Origin of the sequence: Bacillus sp. S4, from assembly GCF_040838205.1 — a bacterium.
GTDB classification, from domain to species: Bacteria; Bacillota; Bacilli; order Bacillales; family Bacillaceae_G; genus Bacillus_A; species Bacillus_A cereus_U.
Map to the genome: position 1 here is coordinate 1 of NZ_JBFPJI010000049.1, position 17,753 is coordinate 17,753.

Consider the following 17,753-nt stretch of genomic DNA (forward strand, 5'->3'; position numbering starts at 1 on the left):
CTAAAAATAAAAATTGACGTTTACGTTGTTTGTTTCGTTCAGTTTTCAAAGAACTACTTAGTCGCTCATTTGCGACTTCCTTATGTTAACATCTTCATTTTTCGATGTCAACTAAGTTTTTCAATTTCTTTTTTGTCGTTTTCTGCGTTTCCGCATCAGCGACGGTTATTAATATATCATGTGGAAAAATGAAATGCAATAGTTTTTCTAATAAAATTTTCAACTTAGTAAAAAAGCATAAAAACAGCACCTTTCTTCTATATAAGTATAGTTTTTTAATCTGGCATCCATTCAACGAGCAATAATCTCACTTTCTTTTTAATAGAAGGTTTCTCTCCCCTCAAATAAAGAAATAAAAAAAGCTTTGGAGAAATCTCCAAAGCTTAGTCTTGTTTATGGCGCATAGCTGGGAATAATAGTACGTCACGAATAGATGGTGCGTTTGTTAATAACATAACAAGACGATCAATACCGATTCCTAATCCGCCCGTAGGAGGCATACCATACTCAAGAGCTTCGATATAGTCATCATCCATCATATGAGCTTCATCATTACCTTGCTCACGCTCTTTTAATTGAGCTTCAAAACGTTCCTTTTGATCGATTGGATCATTTAACTCAGTGAATGCATTCGCATGTTCACGAGCAACAATGAATAATTCGAAACGATCTGTGAATCGTGGATCTTCATCATTCTTTTTCGCAAGTGGTGAAATCTCTACCGGATGACCGTAAATAAATGTCGGTTGAATTAATTTATCTTCTACTTTTTGTTCGAAGAATTCATTAATAATATGACCAACTTCCATTGTATCCTTAATTTCTACATTATGTTCTTTTGCAAGTTCACGCGCTTCTTCTACACTCATTGGATTCCAGAAATCGGCTCCAGAGTGTTGCTTAATTGCATCTACCATATGAAGACGTGTCCATTCTGGTTCTAGATTAATTTCATAATCACCATATTGGATTGTTGTTGTACCCAATACTTTTTTCGCGATATGAGCAACCATATTTTCTGTTAGTTTCATAATATCATTATAATCAGCGTACGCTTCATATAATTCAATCATCGTAAACTCAGGGTTATGACGAGTTGATACACCCTCATTACGGAATACACGGCCGATTTCATAAACTTTTTCTAATCCGCCCACAATAAGACGTTTTAAATGAAGTTCAATTGCGATACGCATATACAATTCCATATCTAACGCATTATGGTGCGTAGTGAAAGGACGAGCAGATGCTCCACCTGCAATCGCGTGCATCATAGGCGTTTCTACTTCAAGATAACCGTTGTCATCTAAATATCTTCTCATTTCACGAATGATTTTACTACGGGTAACGAACGTTTCACGACTTTCCATACTTGTAATTAAGTCTAAGTAACGTTGACGGTAGCGTTGTTCAACATCTTTTAATCCATGATATTTATCCGGTAATGGACGAAGAGATTTCGTTAAAAGTGTAAATCCTGTTACTTTTACTGAAAGTTCTCCAACGTTTGTTTTGAACACTTTACCTTCAATACCTACTAAGTCACCTAAATCTGCTGTCGTAAATAACTCGTACTCTTCATCTCCAACAGTATCTTTACGAACATAAATTTGAACTTGCCCCTGTAAATCTTGAACGTGCGCAAATCCCGCTTTTCCTTTACCGCGTTTTGTCATAATACGACCAGCGATAGAAACAGTGATTTCTTTCTCTTCTAATTCTTCTTTAGAGAATTCTCCATATAGACTTACTAAGTCCGTTGTTGAATTTGTGCGTTCAAATCGTTTACCGAACGGATCGATTCCTTGCTCACGTAAATTATGTAGCTTTTCACGACGAACAAGCAATTGGTCGTTTAATTCTTCGTGGTTCATGTTATCCATGATATTGATATCACTCCAGCTCTATTAAATTTTACAATATATACAGTATAGCATTTTCTACTCAACTAGAAAAACTGCCAGCAACCAACTGGCAGTTCTTCTTTCTTTCACGTAATTATAGGAAGTGTATAGAAGAATGTCAATCTCCTATGTCCCCTTATTAACCAACATAAATTGTTTGTTGTTTCGCTTCTACTTCTTCTACAAATGCACCTAATAAATTCGCAAGGTCCTCACGTGTGTTACAAATATTGATACCATTGCGCACACTCGCATTACCACGAACACCTTTTAAATACCAAGCTGCATGCTTTCTCATCTCTCTTACAGCGACATTTTCGTTCTTTAAATCGATAAGACGATCTAGATGCAACATACATACATCAATTTTCTCACGCACTGTTGGTTCCGGCATTAATTCACCTGTCTCTAAATACTTTACCGTACGATAAATCATCCACGGGTCTCCAAGAGCAGCGCGACCAATCATAACTCCATCTACACCAACTTCATCAAGCATACGCTTTGCATCTTGCGGTGTTTCCACATCACCATTTCCGATAACCGGGATATTCACAGATTGCTTTACTTGTTTAATAATATCCCAATCCGCTTTCCCTTCATACATTTGCACTCGTGTACGTCCATGAACTGCTACAGCTTGCCCGCCAGCACGCTCAACAGCTCTAGCGTTTTCAACTGCAAAAATATGATCTTCATCCCAACCAATACGCATTTTAACTGTAACTGGTTTTTCAACTGCATCTACAACTGCCGCTACCATCTCATATATTTTATTTGGGTCTAAAAGCCACTTTGCTCCCGCATCACACTTAGTGATTTTCGGTACTGGGCAACCCATATTAATATCAATAATATCTGCTGTCGTATATTTATCTACGTATTTCGCAGCATCTACAAGAGTTTCTTTCTCTCCACCAAAAATTTGTAAACTTAATGGCTTTTCTCTCTCATCGATATATAACATATCTAATGTTCTTTTGTTATTAAGTAATATTGCCTTATCACTTACCATTTCAGCACAAACTAAACCTGCACCAAATTCTTTTACTGTCAAACGGAATGCAGAGTTACACACTCCCGCCATCGGTGCTAGTACAACTGGATTTTTCATCTCAATATTTGCAATCTTTAACACCCGACTTACTCCTTCCTTTACGGTCACTTTGGCATCAATTCGTCTATTGAAACGTTTAATGTTTTAGCGACTTCTACTACAAAATCTTGGGAAGGTGATCTATTGCCCCTCTCAACTTCACCTAAAACCGATACAGATACCCCTAATTCTTTCGCAAAACCTTCTTGCGTATAGCCTTTTAGCTTTCGAAAAGCACGAATGCGTCTTCCCCATTTTTCTGCTTCCATACCGTTACTCCCTCTCGCCTTTTCATTTCTTCTACTTGTGAACATGAAATGTTTTGTTTTATATCTTGATTAATCTCTAACAACGGAACGATAACAAAAGCTCTTTCGAACATCCTCGGATGCGGAACAATAAGATTCTCTGCTTCAATATTTTCTTGATTATATAGTAAAATGTCAAGGTCGATGGTCCTCGGGCCCCATCTAATTTCCCTTTTTCTTCCTAGGTCATTCTCTACCTTTTGCGTTACTTTCAATAATTCTTGCGGTGATAAATTGGTAGAAATTTTTATAACTAAATTTAAAAAGCAATTTTGGTCAGTATAGCCAACCGGATCAGTTTCATATACAGACGAAACATCATCGACTTGGATATGCTGGTTTTTATTTAAAAACTGAATTGCTTCAGTTAAATAAATATAACGCTCCCCAATATTCGAACCTAATGCAATGTACGCTATATTATTCATGGACGTTCTCTCGTAATTTCTACCGCTACAGCACGATAATGCCCCGGTATCGGCGGATCTGGTTTAATTACCTTAATTGTACATTGTGAAATACCCTCATATTGTTTCAATATATCTGTAGCGATATTTTCAGCGATACTTTCTACAAGCTTATACGTTCTATCTTCAACAACTTTTCTACATAGTTCGAAAAGCTCCCCGTAATTGACAGAATGCTCTAAGTCGTCACTTTCTCCTGCACGTTTTAAATCCAACTCCACCGTTAAATCCACTTTAAATCTCTGACCCAATTTATTTTCTTCCGGGAATACACCATGATAACCGTAAAACTCCATATCATGGATATAAATTTTATCCAATTACTTTGCCCCCTTACCAATCATTGCATCCATCATCTTAGCCATACGCGCCATTTCTTTCACATCATGAACACGGATAAACTCACAGCCCTTTTCAATACCAAGACAAACGGTAGCGCCCGTTCCTTCAAGACGTTCCTCCACTGGTAAATCTAATACATGGCCAATAAAGGACTTTCTTGAAGTACCTAATAGTACTGGGTAACCCAGTACATTTAACTGCTCTAAATTACGCATCGCTTCTAAATTTTGCTCAGGTGTTTTCGCAAAGCCAATACCTGGGTCTAAAATAATATTCTCATCTCGCACGCCCGCATCTTTAGCAATTTTAATACTCTCATACAAATCAGCAATCATATCAGCCATTAAGTTGCGGTAGTTCATATTATCTCGGTTATGCATTAAGATAATAGGCACATCATAATAAGCTGCAACTTCAGCAATCTTCGGTTCAGCCTTCGCTCCCCAAATATCATTAATAATATGAGCACCAGCTTCAATCGCTTGTTTCGCAACTTCAGCTTTATACGTATCAATAGAAATAGGTAGCTTTGCTTCTTTTGACACTGCCTGAATCATTGGAACAACTCGCTTTATTTCTTCTTCTACTGAAACTTTAGCGAAACCCGGTCGAGTAGATTCGCCGCCAATATCAATAATATGAGCACCTTCATTTTTCATTTCTTTCGCATGTCGCACTGCAGCATCTACTTCGTTGTAACTCCCACCATCAGAAAATGAATCTGGCGTTACATTTAAAATCCCCATAATTAATGTCTTTTCATTTAAGTTCAATGTATATTCGCCGCAGCGCAAATCATAATCCCACTTCAAACTACACATCTCCTCTTCGCAATTCATTTCTGCTCCACAATTTCTCTCTCTGTACTCCATAAAGATCCATAAGTCTTTTTGTAACCACTCCCACTTTACCCGGGAAATCTTTCTCCTCTATACGATAAAGGGGGACAATCTCTTGAATAGAGTTCGTTACGAACACTTCATTCGCTGAAAGCAATTCATCTTTTGTAAAGAAACCTTCCTTTACTTCTATATCTAGCTCTTCAGCAGCCTTTATAATAAACGCACGAGTGATTCCGTTTAAAATCCCTGTTTCTAATGAAGGAGTATATAAAATATCCCCTTTAACAAAAAAGAGATTCGAAACAATACCCTCTGCAACATAACCTGTTTCGGTAAGAAAAACACCTTCCTTATTCACAACATTTCCAATTTCGCGTTTCCCTAAAATATTATTTAAATAATGATGGGACTTCAAGCGAAATGCACCCTCTGGTGTATTTCTCACTTGCTTTAACATAACTCCTTCTTTTTCCACTACATTCCCTGGAGCTGCTAAAGGTTTTATAAAAACAATAACAGACGGTTCTTCATATACTTCCGTTTGTAATCCTATTTCATCTATACCCGCCGATACATTTAAGCGCACATATGCATGCTTTAACCCATTCTTAACGAGTAGATTCTTTAAAATAAGCATCACTTCATCTTTTGTCATTGTCCATTTGATTTGCAATATATCGAGCGCACCCATTAAGCGTTCATAATGATCATCCAATAAAAAGGGATGACCATTATAAATACGAAACGTCTCAAAAACCCCAAGCCCATATAGGTAACCGTGGTCATACGGAGAAATTTTCGCTTCACTCGCTTCTACATACGTACCATTTACGTAAATTAACACGATGTCACACTTGGGCTATATTTGCGAATGAAATTCTGTAGCAACTCTTTCCCGTGAGAAGTCATAATAGATTCCGGATGGAATTGTACCCCTTCAATCGGCAACGTTTTATGACGAAGCGCCATAATTTCACCTTCTTCAGTCCAAGATGTTATCTCTAAACAATTCGGTAACGTCTCTTTTTTTACGATAAGAGAGTGATAACGTGTCGCGGTAAATGGATTTGGAATATCAGAAAAAATCGTCTGCCCATCATGATGCATTAAAGATGTTTTTCCATGCATCAAACGCTCTGCCCTGACAACATCCCCTCCAAATACTTGTGCAATGGATTGATGTCCAAGACAGACCCCAAAAATCGGAAGCTTACCTGCAAAATATTTAATAACATCCATACTGATTCCCGCCTCATTAGGACTACATGGACCTGGCGAAATCATTAAAAAATCCGGTTTCATATTCTCAATATCCGAAATAGTCACTTCATCATTACGCTTAACAACAAGCTCTTGTCCAAGTTCTCCAAGAAACTGTACTAAATTAAATGTAAAAGAATCATAATTATCAATCATTAATATCATTTCTCTCACCTAACCGTTTCTTCGCTACTTTCTTTTGCACGCCATAAAGCGATTGCTTTTTTTAACGACTCTTTATATTCATTTTTTGGATTTGAATCAATCACAATACCCGCTCCAGCTTGCACATGCGCTTGTCCATCTTTAGCAAGTAGTGTTCGGATTACAATATTCAATTCCGTATCTCCAGAATAACCAATCCAACCAATTGAACCCGTATAAATTCCTCGGCGAACAGGTTCTAATTCTTCAATAATTTCCATCGTACGTATTTTCGGGGCACCGGTAATTGTCCCACCAGGAAATACAGCCTTCACCAAATCGAAAGCATCTTTATCTGCTTCCACCTCACCACGCACATTAGAAACAATATGCATAACGTGTGAGTATTTTTCAATTACCATAAATTCATCTACTTCAACAGTGCCATATTTACAAACACGGCCCAAGTCATTTCGTTCTAAATCCACAAGCATTACATGCTCTGCTCTTTCCTTTTCGTTTTCAATTAATTCTTTCGCTAATTCCTCATCCTCTTGCTCACTTGCTCCTCGAGAGCGCGTACCGGCAATTGGTCTTGTACTCACTTCTTTTCCTTGCTTTTTAATTAGTAATTCAGGCGAAGCACTAACAATTTGAAAATCTCCAAACTCCAAGTAACCCATATATGGAGATGGATTAATTTCACGAAGACTTGTATATATTTCTAGTGGATGTGTTTGTAATGTTCTTTCTTGTCTTGTCGACAAGTTTACTTGAAACACATCACCCGCTCCAATATATTCTTGAATACGTTCAACGGCCTTCATAAAGCCCTCTTCCGTAAAAGCGACTGCTTCATTTTTCTTTTCAGGACATTCAAACGGCATAGTCACTTTGGGTGCTTCTTTCATCCAAAGAACCTTCCATTCATTTAATCGCTCTTCTGCCTCTTCACACTCATCTACATAATGCGTAATAATCCATAATACTCTCTCCTGTTGATCATACACAAACACGTCATCAAATAACAAAAAGAATATGTCAGGTATATTAATATCATCCTTCGCAAGAGAAGAAAGTTTTTCAATATAACGGATACAATCATAACTAAAGTATCCAATTGCCCCACCTTGAAAAGGTGGGTACTCCGGATTATAATCCGTTTTCCATTTCTCCATATACGCTTGCATTAAATCTAATGGATTCCCTCGTTCTATTGTTTCCTTACCACTTTCACTTATATGTAACGTCTCATTCTTACCCTGAATTACCGCTACTGGATCCAGCCCAACAATGTTATAACGACCACCACGTCCACTTTCTAACAAAATATGTTGCGACTTATCCTGAGAAAGAAATTTATATTGCTTAAAGAAATCTAACTGATATGGAATAGAAAGCGCTAAAGATTTTCTTCGTTGCATATCAACACCCCGTCTTCTGTTATCCACCCTCTTAAGCCAATCAACTCAAACTACATAAAATTATTTATATAGAGAATGATTATACTTGAGGGCTAGTGAAAATAAATTAATTATACTACTTCTTATTTTACATGAAGTTTTCTAGTCATTCACTCTTTTCCTTTTTCCAATCAAAAAAGAAAAAGCATCCTTTTTTAAGGATGCTTTTCAAATCGCATTCAATTATGACTCAAATTGATAAAGTGGTGTACTTAAATAACGTTCACCGTTACTTGGGATAATAACAAGTACCTTTTTCCCTTTACCTAATTTCTTCGCAACTTCTGTCGCTGCATAAACGACTGCTCCCGAAGAGATACCAACTAAAATACCTTCTTCTCTAGCCACTCTTCTCGCATATTCGAACGCTTGCTCCGTTTTCACTTGAATAATTTCATCATATACCTCTACATCCAATGTCTCCGGAACAAACCCCGCTCCAATTCCTTGGATCTTATGTGGTCCTGGCTTTCCACCAGATAATACTGGTGAATCCGCAGGTTCTACCGCGTAAATTTTGATATCTTTATAAGCTTCTTTCAGCACTTCACCGGCACCTGTAATTGTTCCACCTGTACCAATACCTGCGATAAACGCATCTAATTGATCCCCCATCTGTTCAACAATTTCTGGACCTGTTGTTATACGATGGATTTCTGGATTCGCTTGATTTTGGAACTGTTGTGGTATAAAGTACCCATGTTCTTCTGCTAATTCAGTTGCCTTTCGAATTGCTCCGCCCATTCCTTCAGGTCCTGGAGTCAATACTAATTCAGCACCGTAAGCGCGTAATAAATTACGACGCTCAATACTCATTGTTTCTGGCATTACTAAAATTGCCTTATATCCTTTAGCAGCTGCTACCATCGCTAAGCCAATACCTGTGTTACCACTTGTCGGCTCAATGATTGTATCGCCCTCTTTTAATAATCCTTTATTTTCAGCATCTTCAATCATAGCTAACGCGATACGATCTTTAACACTGCTCCCCGGATTCATAAATTCTAATTTTAAGTATACATCTGCGCTGTCTGATTCTACGATGCGGTTCAACTTAACGATCGGCGTTTTCCCGATTAATTCTGAAACTGATTGTGCCACTCGCATTCCTGTCACTCCTAACACCGAGTATTTTTATTGGTTTTATCTATATTTAGATTTTGTCAGAAAATTCCCTGTTTGTCAATCTATTTGGGCGGCTGATTCTCCACCTAAACTTCTTTATTACAGGCTCTCAATTAGACTTGTAATATCTTCTTTAGCGAATTTATGTCGTTCATTACAGAAGTGACAGTGAACTTCCGTCTCTTCTTCTTCTGCACGAATTTGTTCTAACTCCGCTTTACCTAAACTAATTAGCACACTTTCAATACGCTCACGTGAACATGTACAATTAAATTGAACATCCATTGTTTCTAGCACTTTCACTTTATCTTCTCCAAGCACTTCATACAGTAATTCTTCTGGAGAAAGACCTTTTTCGATTAATTGTGATACCGGCGGGATTTGTTGCAGACGCTCTTCAATAAATGAAATTGTTTCTTCCTGCGCACCTGGCATAATTTGAAGAATAAATCCACCCGCCGCTAATACGCTATCATCTCCATTTACAAGAACACCAACACCTACAGAAGAAGGTGTCTGCTCAGAAACCGCGAAATAATATGTGAAATCTTCCCCTAGTTCTCCTGAAACAATTGGAGATTGACCGATAAATGGTTCACGCATACCGATATCTTTAATTACCGTTACAAATCCTTCTGTACCTACCGCTTGATATACACGTAATTTTCCTTGTTCCGTTCCTTCAAAATCAACATGCGGATTCGTTACATAACCACGTACATCCCCATTTGCATGAGCATCGACTAAGATAGGACCAATCGGGCCGTTACCCTCTACTTTAATCGTTAACTTCTGCTCGCCTTTTAACATAGCGCCCATCATTGTACCCGCAGTTAAAGAACGACCAAGTGCCGCTGAAGCTGTTCTCCATGTATCATGACGTTTTTGCGCCTCACTTACTGTATTTGTTGTACGTACACTATAAGCACGAACCTCTCCATTAAACGCTAACGCTTTTACTAAATAATCTTTCATACTTATTTATTCACCCTTCTCATGTTGTAAATTTGCATTACGTTCATATAACATATACAAACCTTTTAACGTTAAAAACGGATCTACAATATCAATTACATTTGATTCTTCTGAAATTAATTTTGCTAATCCACCTGTTGCAATAACTTTCGGTTCTTGCTTAGCTTCTTCCTTCATGCGCTTAACAATACCTTCCACTTGTCCAACGTATCCATAAAGAATACCTGATTGCATTGCACTTACTGTATTCTTCCCGATAACACTACCTGGTTTTGTAATTTCAATACGAGGAAGCTTTGCTGCCCTGCTATATAAAGCCTCTGCCGAAATCATAATTCCTGGCGTAATGACGCCACCCATATAATGCTTCTCTTCGTTAATATAACAATATGTAGTAGCCGTACCAAAATCAACAATAATAAGCGGACTTCCATACAAGTGGATTCCTGCTACTGCATTTACAATTCGGTCCGCGCCTACTTCACGTGGATTTTCATATTTAATATTCAAGCCAGTTTTTATCCCAGGCCCCACTACAAGCGGTTTAATTTTAAAATACTTTTCACACATACGCTCTAAAGCGAACATAATTGGCGGTACGACTGAAGACACAATAATACCTTTCACATCTTCAAAAGAAAGACCTTCATGCTCAAGTAACTGCTTTACAAGCATCCCATACTCATCTTCTGTTTTATGACGATCTGTTTCCATGCGCCAATGCTGAAGAAGTTTCCCCTCTTCAAACACACCTAGTACCGCATTTGTGTTCCCTACATCCAATACAAAAATCATATTCTCACCACTTATCTTATTTAATCTACATTTGCGCAGTATGTATAAAACTTATAAAAACATCATATCACACATACTTATATAATCAGTTTTTCTATACTCATCATTGTACAAAAAGATTACTCTCTATTTCAATTTTTAATAATAGTTTCATTTAATTTTTTTGCTACTTACATTCATTCCACAAAAAAAAGGAGTGACTATTGTCACTCCTTCGTTTCTTACTTATCTTCTGTATCTTCATCGTCTTTCTTCATATTGATGTTTACTTTCACATCATCTGAAGGTGTTGGACGCTCAGGTAATCTGCCATAATCATATAAATGATTAATTTGCTCTGCATCTAATGTTTCTACTTCAAGTAACGTTTTCGCGATAATATCAAGCTTATCTCGTTTTTCAGTAAGAATTTGTTTCGCACGAGCATAACAGTCTTTAATAATTATTTGCATTTCCACATCAATTTCATGCGCGATTGCATCACTGTAGTTTTGTTCTGAATGGAAGTCTCTTCCTAAGAATACCTGACCACCTTGTGAGCTACCAAATTGCATCGGTCCAAGCTTATCACTCATCCCGAATTCTGTAACCATACGTCTTGCAATACCAGTCGCACGTTGGAAGTCGTTGTGAGCACCTGTACTTGCTTCACCAAATACAATCTCCTCAGCTACTCGACCACCAAGTAAACCAGTGATTTTATCAAGTAACTCTGGTTTTGTCATGAAGTAACGATCTTCCTTCGGAAGCATTACCGCATACCCACCAGCTTGACCACGAGGGACAATTGTTACTTTATGAACGATATCTGCTTCATCAAGGACAACACCAATTACAGTATGACCAGCCTCATGGAATGCAACAATATTACGTTCTTTTTCAGAGATAACACGACTTTTCTTAGCTGGACCTGCAATAACACGATCCGTCGCTTCATCGATGTCACTCATATCAATTTTCTTCTTATCTTGACGCGCAGCTACTAAAGCAGCTTCGTTTAATAAGTTTTCAAGATCGGCACCAGAGAATCCTGGTGTACGAGTTGCAATTGCTCTTAAGTTGACATTCTCATCAAGCGGTTTATTACGAGCGTGTACTTTAAGTACAGCTTCACGACCATTTACATCTGGACGATCTACTGTAATTTGACGGTCAAAACGACCTGGACGTAATAACGCTGGATCAAGAATATCAGGACGGTTTGTCGCAGCGATGATAATAATACCTTCGTTTGCACCGAATCCATCCATTTCAACAAGCAATTGGTTCAACGTTTGTTCACGCTCATCATGACCACCGCCAAGACCCGCGCCACGTTGACGTCCTACTGCATCAATTTCATCAATGAAAATGATACAAGGAGCATTTTTCTTTGCATTTTCAAATAAATCACGTACACGGGATGCACCGACACCGACGAACATCTCTACGAAGTCAGAACCACTAATAGAGAAGAACGGAACGCCTGCTTCACCTGCAACAGCACGTGCTAGTAAAGTTTTACCTGTACCTGGAGGTCCCACTAATAGAACACCCTTCGGAATACGGGCACCAACTTCAGCGAACTTACGAGGGTCTTTCAAGAATTCAACTACCTCAACAAGTTCTTGTTTCTCTTCATCCGCTCCAGCAACATCTCTGAAACGAATTTTTTTCTTTTCATCATTGTATAGCTTCGCCTTACTTTTCCCGAAGTTCATAACACGGCTACCGCCGCCCTGAGCTTGATTTAATAAGAAGAAGAATAAAATGAAGATAATGACAAACGGAATGATAGAAGTGAAGAACGTTACCCAAGCACTTGTTTCTTCTGCTGGTTGATACTTAACTTCAGCCCCTTGCGCTTTATCATTAATTTTCTTTTGTAATTCCTCAGTATTTGGTGCATAAGTAACAAATTGTTCTCCTTGGCTAGAAGTTTTGAATTGTCCCTTTACCTCAAACACACCATTTTTCGGTTGAAGCTGCACATTACGCACTTCACCTTTTTCAAGTTGAGTAATGAATTTATCGTAGCTAACTGATGTCGTTTTTTGCGTCGAACCATTAAAATAGCTCACGATTCCAATTACTACTAAGAATATCAGTAAATAAAAGATGGTATTACGGAAGATACGATTCATTCCTAACCTCCTCTCACGGCATAAACACTATAGTAAATCGTAACATAGAAAAAATTTCCTATACAATTGTAACGCCTATATTTAATTAATTTGAGTAAACACTTGGTTTTAATACTCCTACATAAGGAAGATTACGGTACTGCTCTTTATAATCTAATCCATATCCTACAACAAATTCATGAGGAACAGTAAATCCAACATAATCTGCTTTCAGATCAACCTTACGGCCTGTTGGCTTATCTAATAACGTAACAATTTTTACAGATTTCGCTTTACGATATTTAAACAGGTCCACTAAATAGCTTAGTGTAAGACCGCTATCAATAATATCTTCAACGATTAAAATATCGCGACCTTCTACCGAAGTATCAAGATCTTTTAAGATTTTTACTTCGCCTGTCGAAACTGTAGAGTGACCGTAGCTAGATACAGCCATAAAGTCCATTTCAAGATATGTATCTGTTCTCTTTAATAAATCTGCCATAAATGGCATTGCGCCCTTTAGTACACCAATCGCAAGAGGTATTGTATTTCTGTAATCCTCTGCAATAACTGCACCTAGTTCGTGCACCTTTTCTTGTATTTGTTCTTCAGAAATTAATACTTTTTCGATATCTTGATTCATCATTTCATTATCCTCCCGGAAGACTCCTTGCTTTTGTAGTGAATAATCATGTATTTACCCTTCTTTGCTAGCTCTTTCGAAGTAGCAAATGCAGATCGTTTCAACAAGGGTACCCAAATAATATTTCCACTTGCGTCACAAACGATCGGCCATTCTTCTCTTTTTTCTTTTGGTACTTTCGCTTCGATAAAAACAGCTTTTATCTTTTTTGTACCATCCATACCTTGCATTGACATGCGATCTCCATTTTCCCTAGACCGAATACGAAGTGGATACGATATATCATTATACTTAGCAACAAATACTGTTTCATTCATGTTACTCGGTATATCTTCGCTCACCTCTGTTACAAGTTTATCCCCATTCGGCAATATAATTGCCCCAGGTACTGATAAATCTTGCGAAAAAGGAGAAACAATTTCTTGTTTAAATCCAAAACCACATTCTTCGTATGTGCGAACAATTTTCAAACCACCTGGAAAATCTAGTGAACCTGAAGGTTGTGCCCGCTTAAAAAATTCAATCACCTTGTCAATATGTATAGAAGAAAGCGAAGATGGAATCTTATATTCATAAAGATAGTTTAATATTAGTTGAATCCCTCTTCTTTGTAAAGGCATAGACATGGATTCAAAGGCAGGAATTGATAAGCTAATTTGTTTATCGCTTTTTTTTGTAATTACTTTATTCATTTTCTCAAAAGCTAATTCCTGCAAATAAGCCTCATCCTCTTGCATCTGCACGCTAAATTTTTGAAATTTCTCATGCATTTGTGGATTTTCTTCTTTCAAATAAGGAAGGACATATTTACGTAATCGATTCCTTGTATATACTTCTTTTTTATTACTCGGATCTATACGCGGAATAACTTTTAATTTATTACAGTAATCAACAATTTCTTCCTTAGTTACCCCAAGTAACGGCCTAATTAAATATCCATTATGAAAAGATCGCTTCACTGCAATTCCTGCGTATCCTTTCGGAGTACTCCCTCGTACAAGGCGCATTAAAATCGTCTCTACTTGATCATCTCCATGGTGACCAAGAGCTACATATCTCGCATCATATTTCTTCATTATTCTTTCCAAAAATGCATATCTGCATTCTCTAGCTGCAACTTGTGCATTCATTCCATATTGCTGTTGATATTGCGACACATTAATCCTTAGCGTTTCACAAATAACTCCTAGCTCTTTGCAAAGACCCTGTACAAACTGTAAATCCTCATAAGATTCATTACCTCTAAACATATGGTCCACATGTGCTACTACAATTTCGAGCTTTTTTTCTGCCCTTTTTTCTAACAAATAATATAAAAGAGCCAAAGAGTCAGGACCACCAGAAACCCCTACAACAATTGTTGAATGTTTCTTTAATACATCATGCTGCTTTACAAAGTCATCTACTTTTTCAACAAATGCATCTTTCAACTTCGCAATCACCTTTCATTAAACAAGAACAACAACATTAGTTACCTTGTATATAATGGTACAACTTTTACAAACATTGTGCAAAAAAAAGATGTACAAAATCCACATTTTTATCTTACATCCCTCCTGTATATTTAACAAAATAATCGCATTACCTTTTTAATCAAAAAAACCTAGGCATCTACCTAGGTTTTTTGATTATTTTATTGCGCCTGCATTCCTACTATTGGAATCGTAGCCCACTTCGGCATATTTTTCTTTACTTTCGCCACCACAATAGTCATATCATCATTTATATAACCATCACAAGAGCGAATTACTTCTTCCATAATGATATCAGCAATTTCCTGTGGATCCTCTGTTTGTAGTTCTTTAATTTTACGTTTTATCCATAATTCGTGATTCTCCACATGTTGCGCTCCCTCAAAAATGCCGTCACTCATCATGATAAGAAGATCACCCGTTTTTAATTGCTCACCAACCACATCAACTTCAACATCTTCAATGATTCCCATCGGCAAATTACTTGCCTCAATTTTCAAAATATTATTTCCGCGTTTAACAAAACTCGGCGTCGATCCAATCTTTAAAAACTTCGCACTCGCATCCCGTAAATCTACCATAGCCAAGTCAAGCGTTGTATACATCTCCTCTGTCGTCCTTAAAGAAAGAATCGAATTGATGGACTTAATCGCTATTTCTTCATCAATACCTGATTGAAGTATCTTTTGTAATAATTTTACCGTTTCCCTACTCTCCATATGAGCCCTTTGTCCATTTCCCATACCATCACTAATCGCAAGTGCATATTTACCAACGCTCAAATCCATCATCGCGTAGGAATCACCTGAAACAAACCCACCACCTTTTGCAGCTGTGGCCAATCCTGTATCAAGAGAATACGTCTTCGCTGAACCAAATGATATTAAACTGTGCCCATTTGGATATGAGGATTTCTCTTCATGCTTAACGACGATATTCTCTTTTAAAATATCTGAAAGCATTGGAGCAACCAACTTCTCACATTCCCCATGTTCATTAGATGCAGCCGGAATCAACATTTCAATATCAATACTTCCTCTATCTAAACAATAAATATCAACATGCTCCACTTCGACACCAAAATCACGAAACGCTTGTAAAATTTGCTCCTCCTGTGCTTGATGGTTCTCTCTTTCTCGTTGTATCTCCTTAGCGAAATCCTCCATCACTTTTGATACACCTAGTAATTGCTCCGCTACAATTCTACGATTTTCCTTCATTTGTTTTCTTAATTTCTGCCCCTCATAGAAGTGATCTAATTCACCCGCTACTAAATCCGTTACTTTCTTCCCTCTCACACAATGCTTGTCCCATTCACGAACTAACTTCCGATTATGCTGCAGCGTTCCTTCTTCTGTTTCACTCATTATTTGTTTCATATAATCGTATGTTTTATCAAAATTAACTACCCAACATTGATCCTTCTTAAAGCATGTTTGACATGTTTTTGCAGTAATTGTACTTAAAAATAAATCAGCTTCTGTTTCTTTATCTTCCTCCTCCACATACCCATATACAGAAAAGCTATTGGACAAAGCAGCAAATACATTAGCAAATTGATTGATTTTGTTCGCTGTAACATCGCGCACTCTTCTTAAATATTGTTGTTGATCTTGTGAATGCTCCTGTGTACCTGGCATAAATTTAGCAATACGATCCATAACAAGCTTCGGTGTTAATAAGAAGAAAACAATTGCTACACCAGATTCAATTAAAGTTGTTACAATACTTGTTTGCTTGTCTACATATAATGTAATTAAGCTTGTACCAATTAATAAACCTAAACTAACTCCTATACGCTTCCCTTCTTTTAACAATCCCCCAAGCAATCCTGAAAAGGCAAGGAGACTAAGTTGAGACAAGCTAGCCACATTCGCTAAACTTAATATTAACCCAGTGACAACTCCTACTGTGGACCCTGTAGCTGCCCCTGCAATAAAGGCAAATACTAATACTAAATATCTAGTAAAAATATGTTGAATAGAAGCATCATAAACAAACCAATCCGTTGTGCCCGTTAAAACAGATGCTAGTAATATAATTAAACAAACAATTTCTTCTGTTTCTAACGCTTGTTGCTTCCCTTTCCTTTCCACTAAAAGCGGAACACTTTGTAAAAATATCATCGTTAATACGAAGCTAAGCCCCGCTTCGATCGTGCTGACGAGCAGATCATACATGGTGACGGTTTGCTGTGCAAAATATACAACAACTAAATGTGCGGTTAATGCGGAGATAAATACTTGGAATGGTACAAGTCCAACAGTTTTACGTGTAAACCGACTAAAGAAGATATTATAAATAAAGAAGGTAAAGATAGATGCAAAAGTAAAAAATAAATTGTCTATTGAAACTGAAAGTGCCCCCCCCATTAGGGCTAAAAACGCGAGCGGCATTTTATCTCGCTTCATAACATAAACAGCAGCAAAAAACGGCAATGCAAACGGTAAAATGTTTGTTAATATATATGCTCGTCCCAAAAGAAAACCAATAACAGCAATAATGAATCCCCATCTAAAGAAAACTTGTTCAAACTTCATTCGCAACTTACTCGTCCACTTTATTGTTCCAAGCTGACTTTCATTCATCGCCAATGCACTTGTGTTCATAGTATTCCTTCCTGCTTTAGGCATATTTTTAACACCACCTGCATAGTTTAATTACTGTTATTATAAAAGATGATTATTGGGATTTTTGTCAAAACAACAGTTTTGACTTTTATAATCGTTCGACTTTTTATTCGAAATAAATCTACATATATACATAGTATTTAATTTATTTAAAGAAAGTTGAAAGAATGTTCAGAAAATAT

General features: G+C 37.3%; 16 protein-coding genes. All 16 read right to left on the reverse strand.

What is annotated here, in order from left to right; all coding sequences use genetic code 11:
• Nucleotides 1-383: 383 nt before the first annotated feature.
• Nucleotides 384-1,883 (reverse strand): lysine--tRNA ligase, encoded by a 1,500-nt coding sequence (lysS, locus tag AB3X48_RS08290; protein WP_016106827.1) that lies wholly within the window; start codon nucleotides 1,881-1,883, stop codon nucleotides 384-386.
• Between the two features lie 160 nt (nucleotides 1,884-2,043).
• A complete protein-coding gene (gene dusB, locus AB3X48_RS08295; protein ID WP_002159621.1) occupies nucleotides 2,044-3,042 on the reverse strand; it encodes a tRNA dihydrouridine synthase DusB in 999 nt (332 codons plus the stop codon).
• 23 nt (nucleotides 3,043-3,065) lie between these two features.
• On the reverse strand, nucleotides 3,066-3,269 hold the full coding sequence (locus AB3X48_RS08300; RefSeq protein WP_002009706.1) for a helix-turn-helix domain-containing protein: 204 nt from the start codon (nucleotides 3,267-3,269) through the stop codon (nucleotides 3,066-3,068).
• On the reverse strand, nucleotides 3,221-3,736 hold the full coding sequence (gene folK / locus AB3X48_RS08305; RefSeq protein WP_016106826.1) for a 2-amino-4-hydroxy-6-hydroxymethyldihydropteridine diphosphokinase: 516 nt from the start codon (nucleotides 3,734-3,736) through the stop codon (nucleotides 3,221-3,223). The genes AB3X48_RS08300 and folK overlap by 49 nt, the downstream gene beginning before the upstream one ends.
• Complete coding sequence (gene folB, locus AB3X48_RS08310) at nucleotides 3,733-4,095, reverse strand: dihydroneopterin aldolase (RefSeq protein WP_002159624.1); 363 nt, start codon at nucleotides 4,093-4,095, stop codon at nucleotides 3,733-3,735. Before folB ends, folK begins: the two co-directional genes overlap by 4 nt.
• Nucleotides 4,096-4,956 (reverse strand): dihydropteroate synthase, encoded by an 861-nt coding sequence (folP, locus tag AB3X48_RS08315; RefSeq protein ID WP_002107320.1) that lies wholly within the window; start codon nucleotides 4,954-4,956, stop codon nucleotides 4,096-4,098.
• The gene (gene pabC, locus AB3X48_RS08320) at nucleotides 4,931-5,803 is read right to left on the reverse strand and encodes an aminodeoxychorismate lyase (protein WP_016106825.1); all 873 of its coding nucleotides are present in this window, start codon (nucleotides 5,801-5,803) and stop codon (nucleotides 4,931-4,933) included. Before pabC ends, folP begins: the two co-directional genes overlap by 26 nt.
• Nucleotides 5,797-6,384, reverse strand: a complete 588-nt coding sequence (gene pabA, locus AB3X48_RS08325; RefSeq protein WP_002113273.1) for an aminodeoxychorismate/anthranilate synthase component II — start codon at nucleotides 6,382-6,384, stop codon at nucleotides 5,797-5,799. Before pabA ends, pabC begins: the two co-directional genes overlap by 7 nt.
• 5 nt (nucleotides 6,385-6,389) lie before the next feature.
• On the reverse strand, nucleotides 6,390-7,787 hold the full coding sequence (gene trpE, locus AB3X48_RS08330) for an anthranilate synthase component I (RefSeq protein WP_016106824.1): 1,398 nt from the start codon (nucleotides 7,785-7,787) through the stop codon (nucleotides 6,390-6,392).
• A 222-nt stretch (nucleotides 7,788-8,009) separates the two neighbouring features.
• The gene (gene cysK, locus AB3X48_RS08335) at nucleotides 8,010-8,933 is read right to left on the reverse strand and encodes a cysteine synthase A (protein WP_002107314.1); all 924 of its coding nucleotides are present in this window, start codon (nucleotides 8,931-8,933) and stop codon (nucleotides 8,010-8,012) included.
• Between the two features lie 117 nt (nucleotides 8,934-9,050).
• Complete coding sequence (hslO, locus tag AB3X48_RS08340) at nucleotides 9,051-9,926, reverse strand: redox-regulated molecular chaperone HslO (RefSeq protein ID WP_016106823.1); 876 nt, start codon at nucleotides 9,924-9,926, stop codon at nucleotides 9,051-9,053.
• A 6-nt stretch (nucleotides 9,927-9,932) separates the two neighbouring features.
• The gene (locus AB3X48_RS08345; RefSeq protein ID WP_016106822.1) at nucleotides 9,933-10,721 is read right to left on the reverse strand and encodes a type III pantothenate kinase; all 789 of its coding nucleotides are present in this window, start codon (nucleotides 10,719-10,721) and stop codon (nucleotides 9,933-9,935) included.
• A gap of 221 nt (nucleotides 10,722-10,942) precedes the next feature.
• Nucleotides 10,943-12,844, reverse strand: a complete 1,902-nt coding sequence (gene ftsH, locus AB3X48_RS08350; protein ID WP_016106821.1) for an ATP-dependent zinc metalloprotease FtsH — start codon at nucleotides 12,842-12,844, stop codon at nucleotides 10,943-10,945.
• 85 nt (nucleotides 12,845-12,929) lie between these two features.
• Nucleotides 12,930-13,472 carry a hypoxanthine phosphoribosyltransferase gene (hpt, locus tag AB3X48_RS08355; protein ID WP_016106820.1) on the reverse strand — a complete coding sequence of 181 codons (543 nt, stop codon included), beginning with the start codon at nucleotides 13,470-13,472 and terminating at the stop codon, nucleotides 12,930-12,932.
• Nucleotides 13,469-14,899, reverse strand: coding sequence for a tRNA lysidine(34) synthetase TilS (gene tilS / locus AB3X48_RS08360; protein ID WP_016106819.1), 1,431 nt, complete (start codon nucleotides 14,897-14,899; stop codon nucleotides 13,469-13,471). Before tilS ends, hpt begins: the two co-directional genes overlap by 4 nt.
• A gap of 203 nt (nucleotides 14,900-15,102) precedes the next feature.
• The gene (gene spoIIE / locus AB3X48_RS08365) at nucleotides 15,103-17,574 is read right to left on the reverse strand and encodes a stage II sporulation protein E (RefSeq protein ID WP_002159630.1); all 2,472 of its coding nucleotides are present in this window, start codon (nucleotides 17,572-17,574) and stop codon (nucleotides 15,103-15,105) included.
• Between the last annotated feature and the right edge of the window lie 179 nt (nucleotides 17,575-17,753).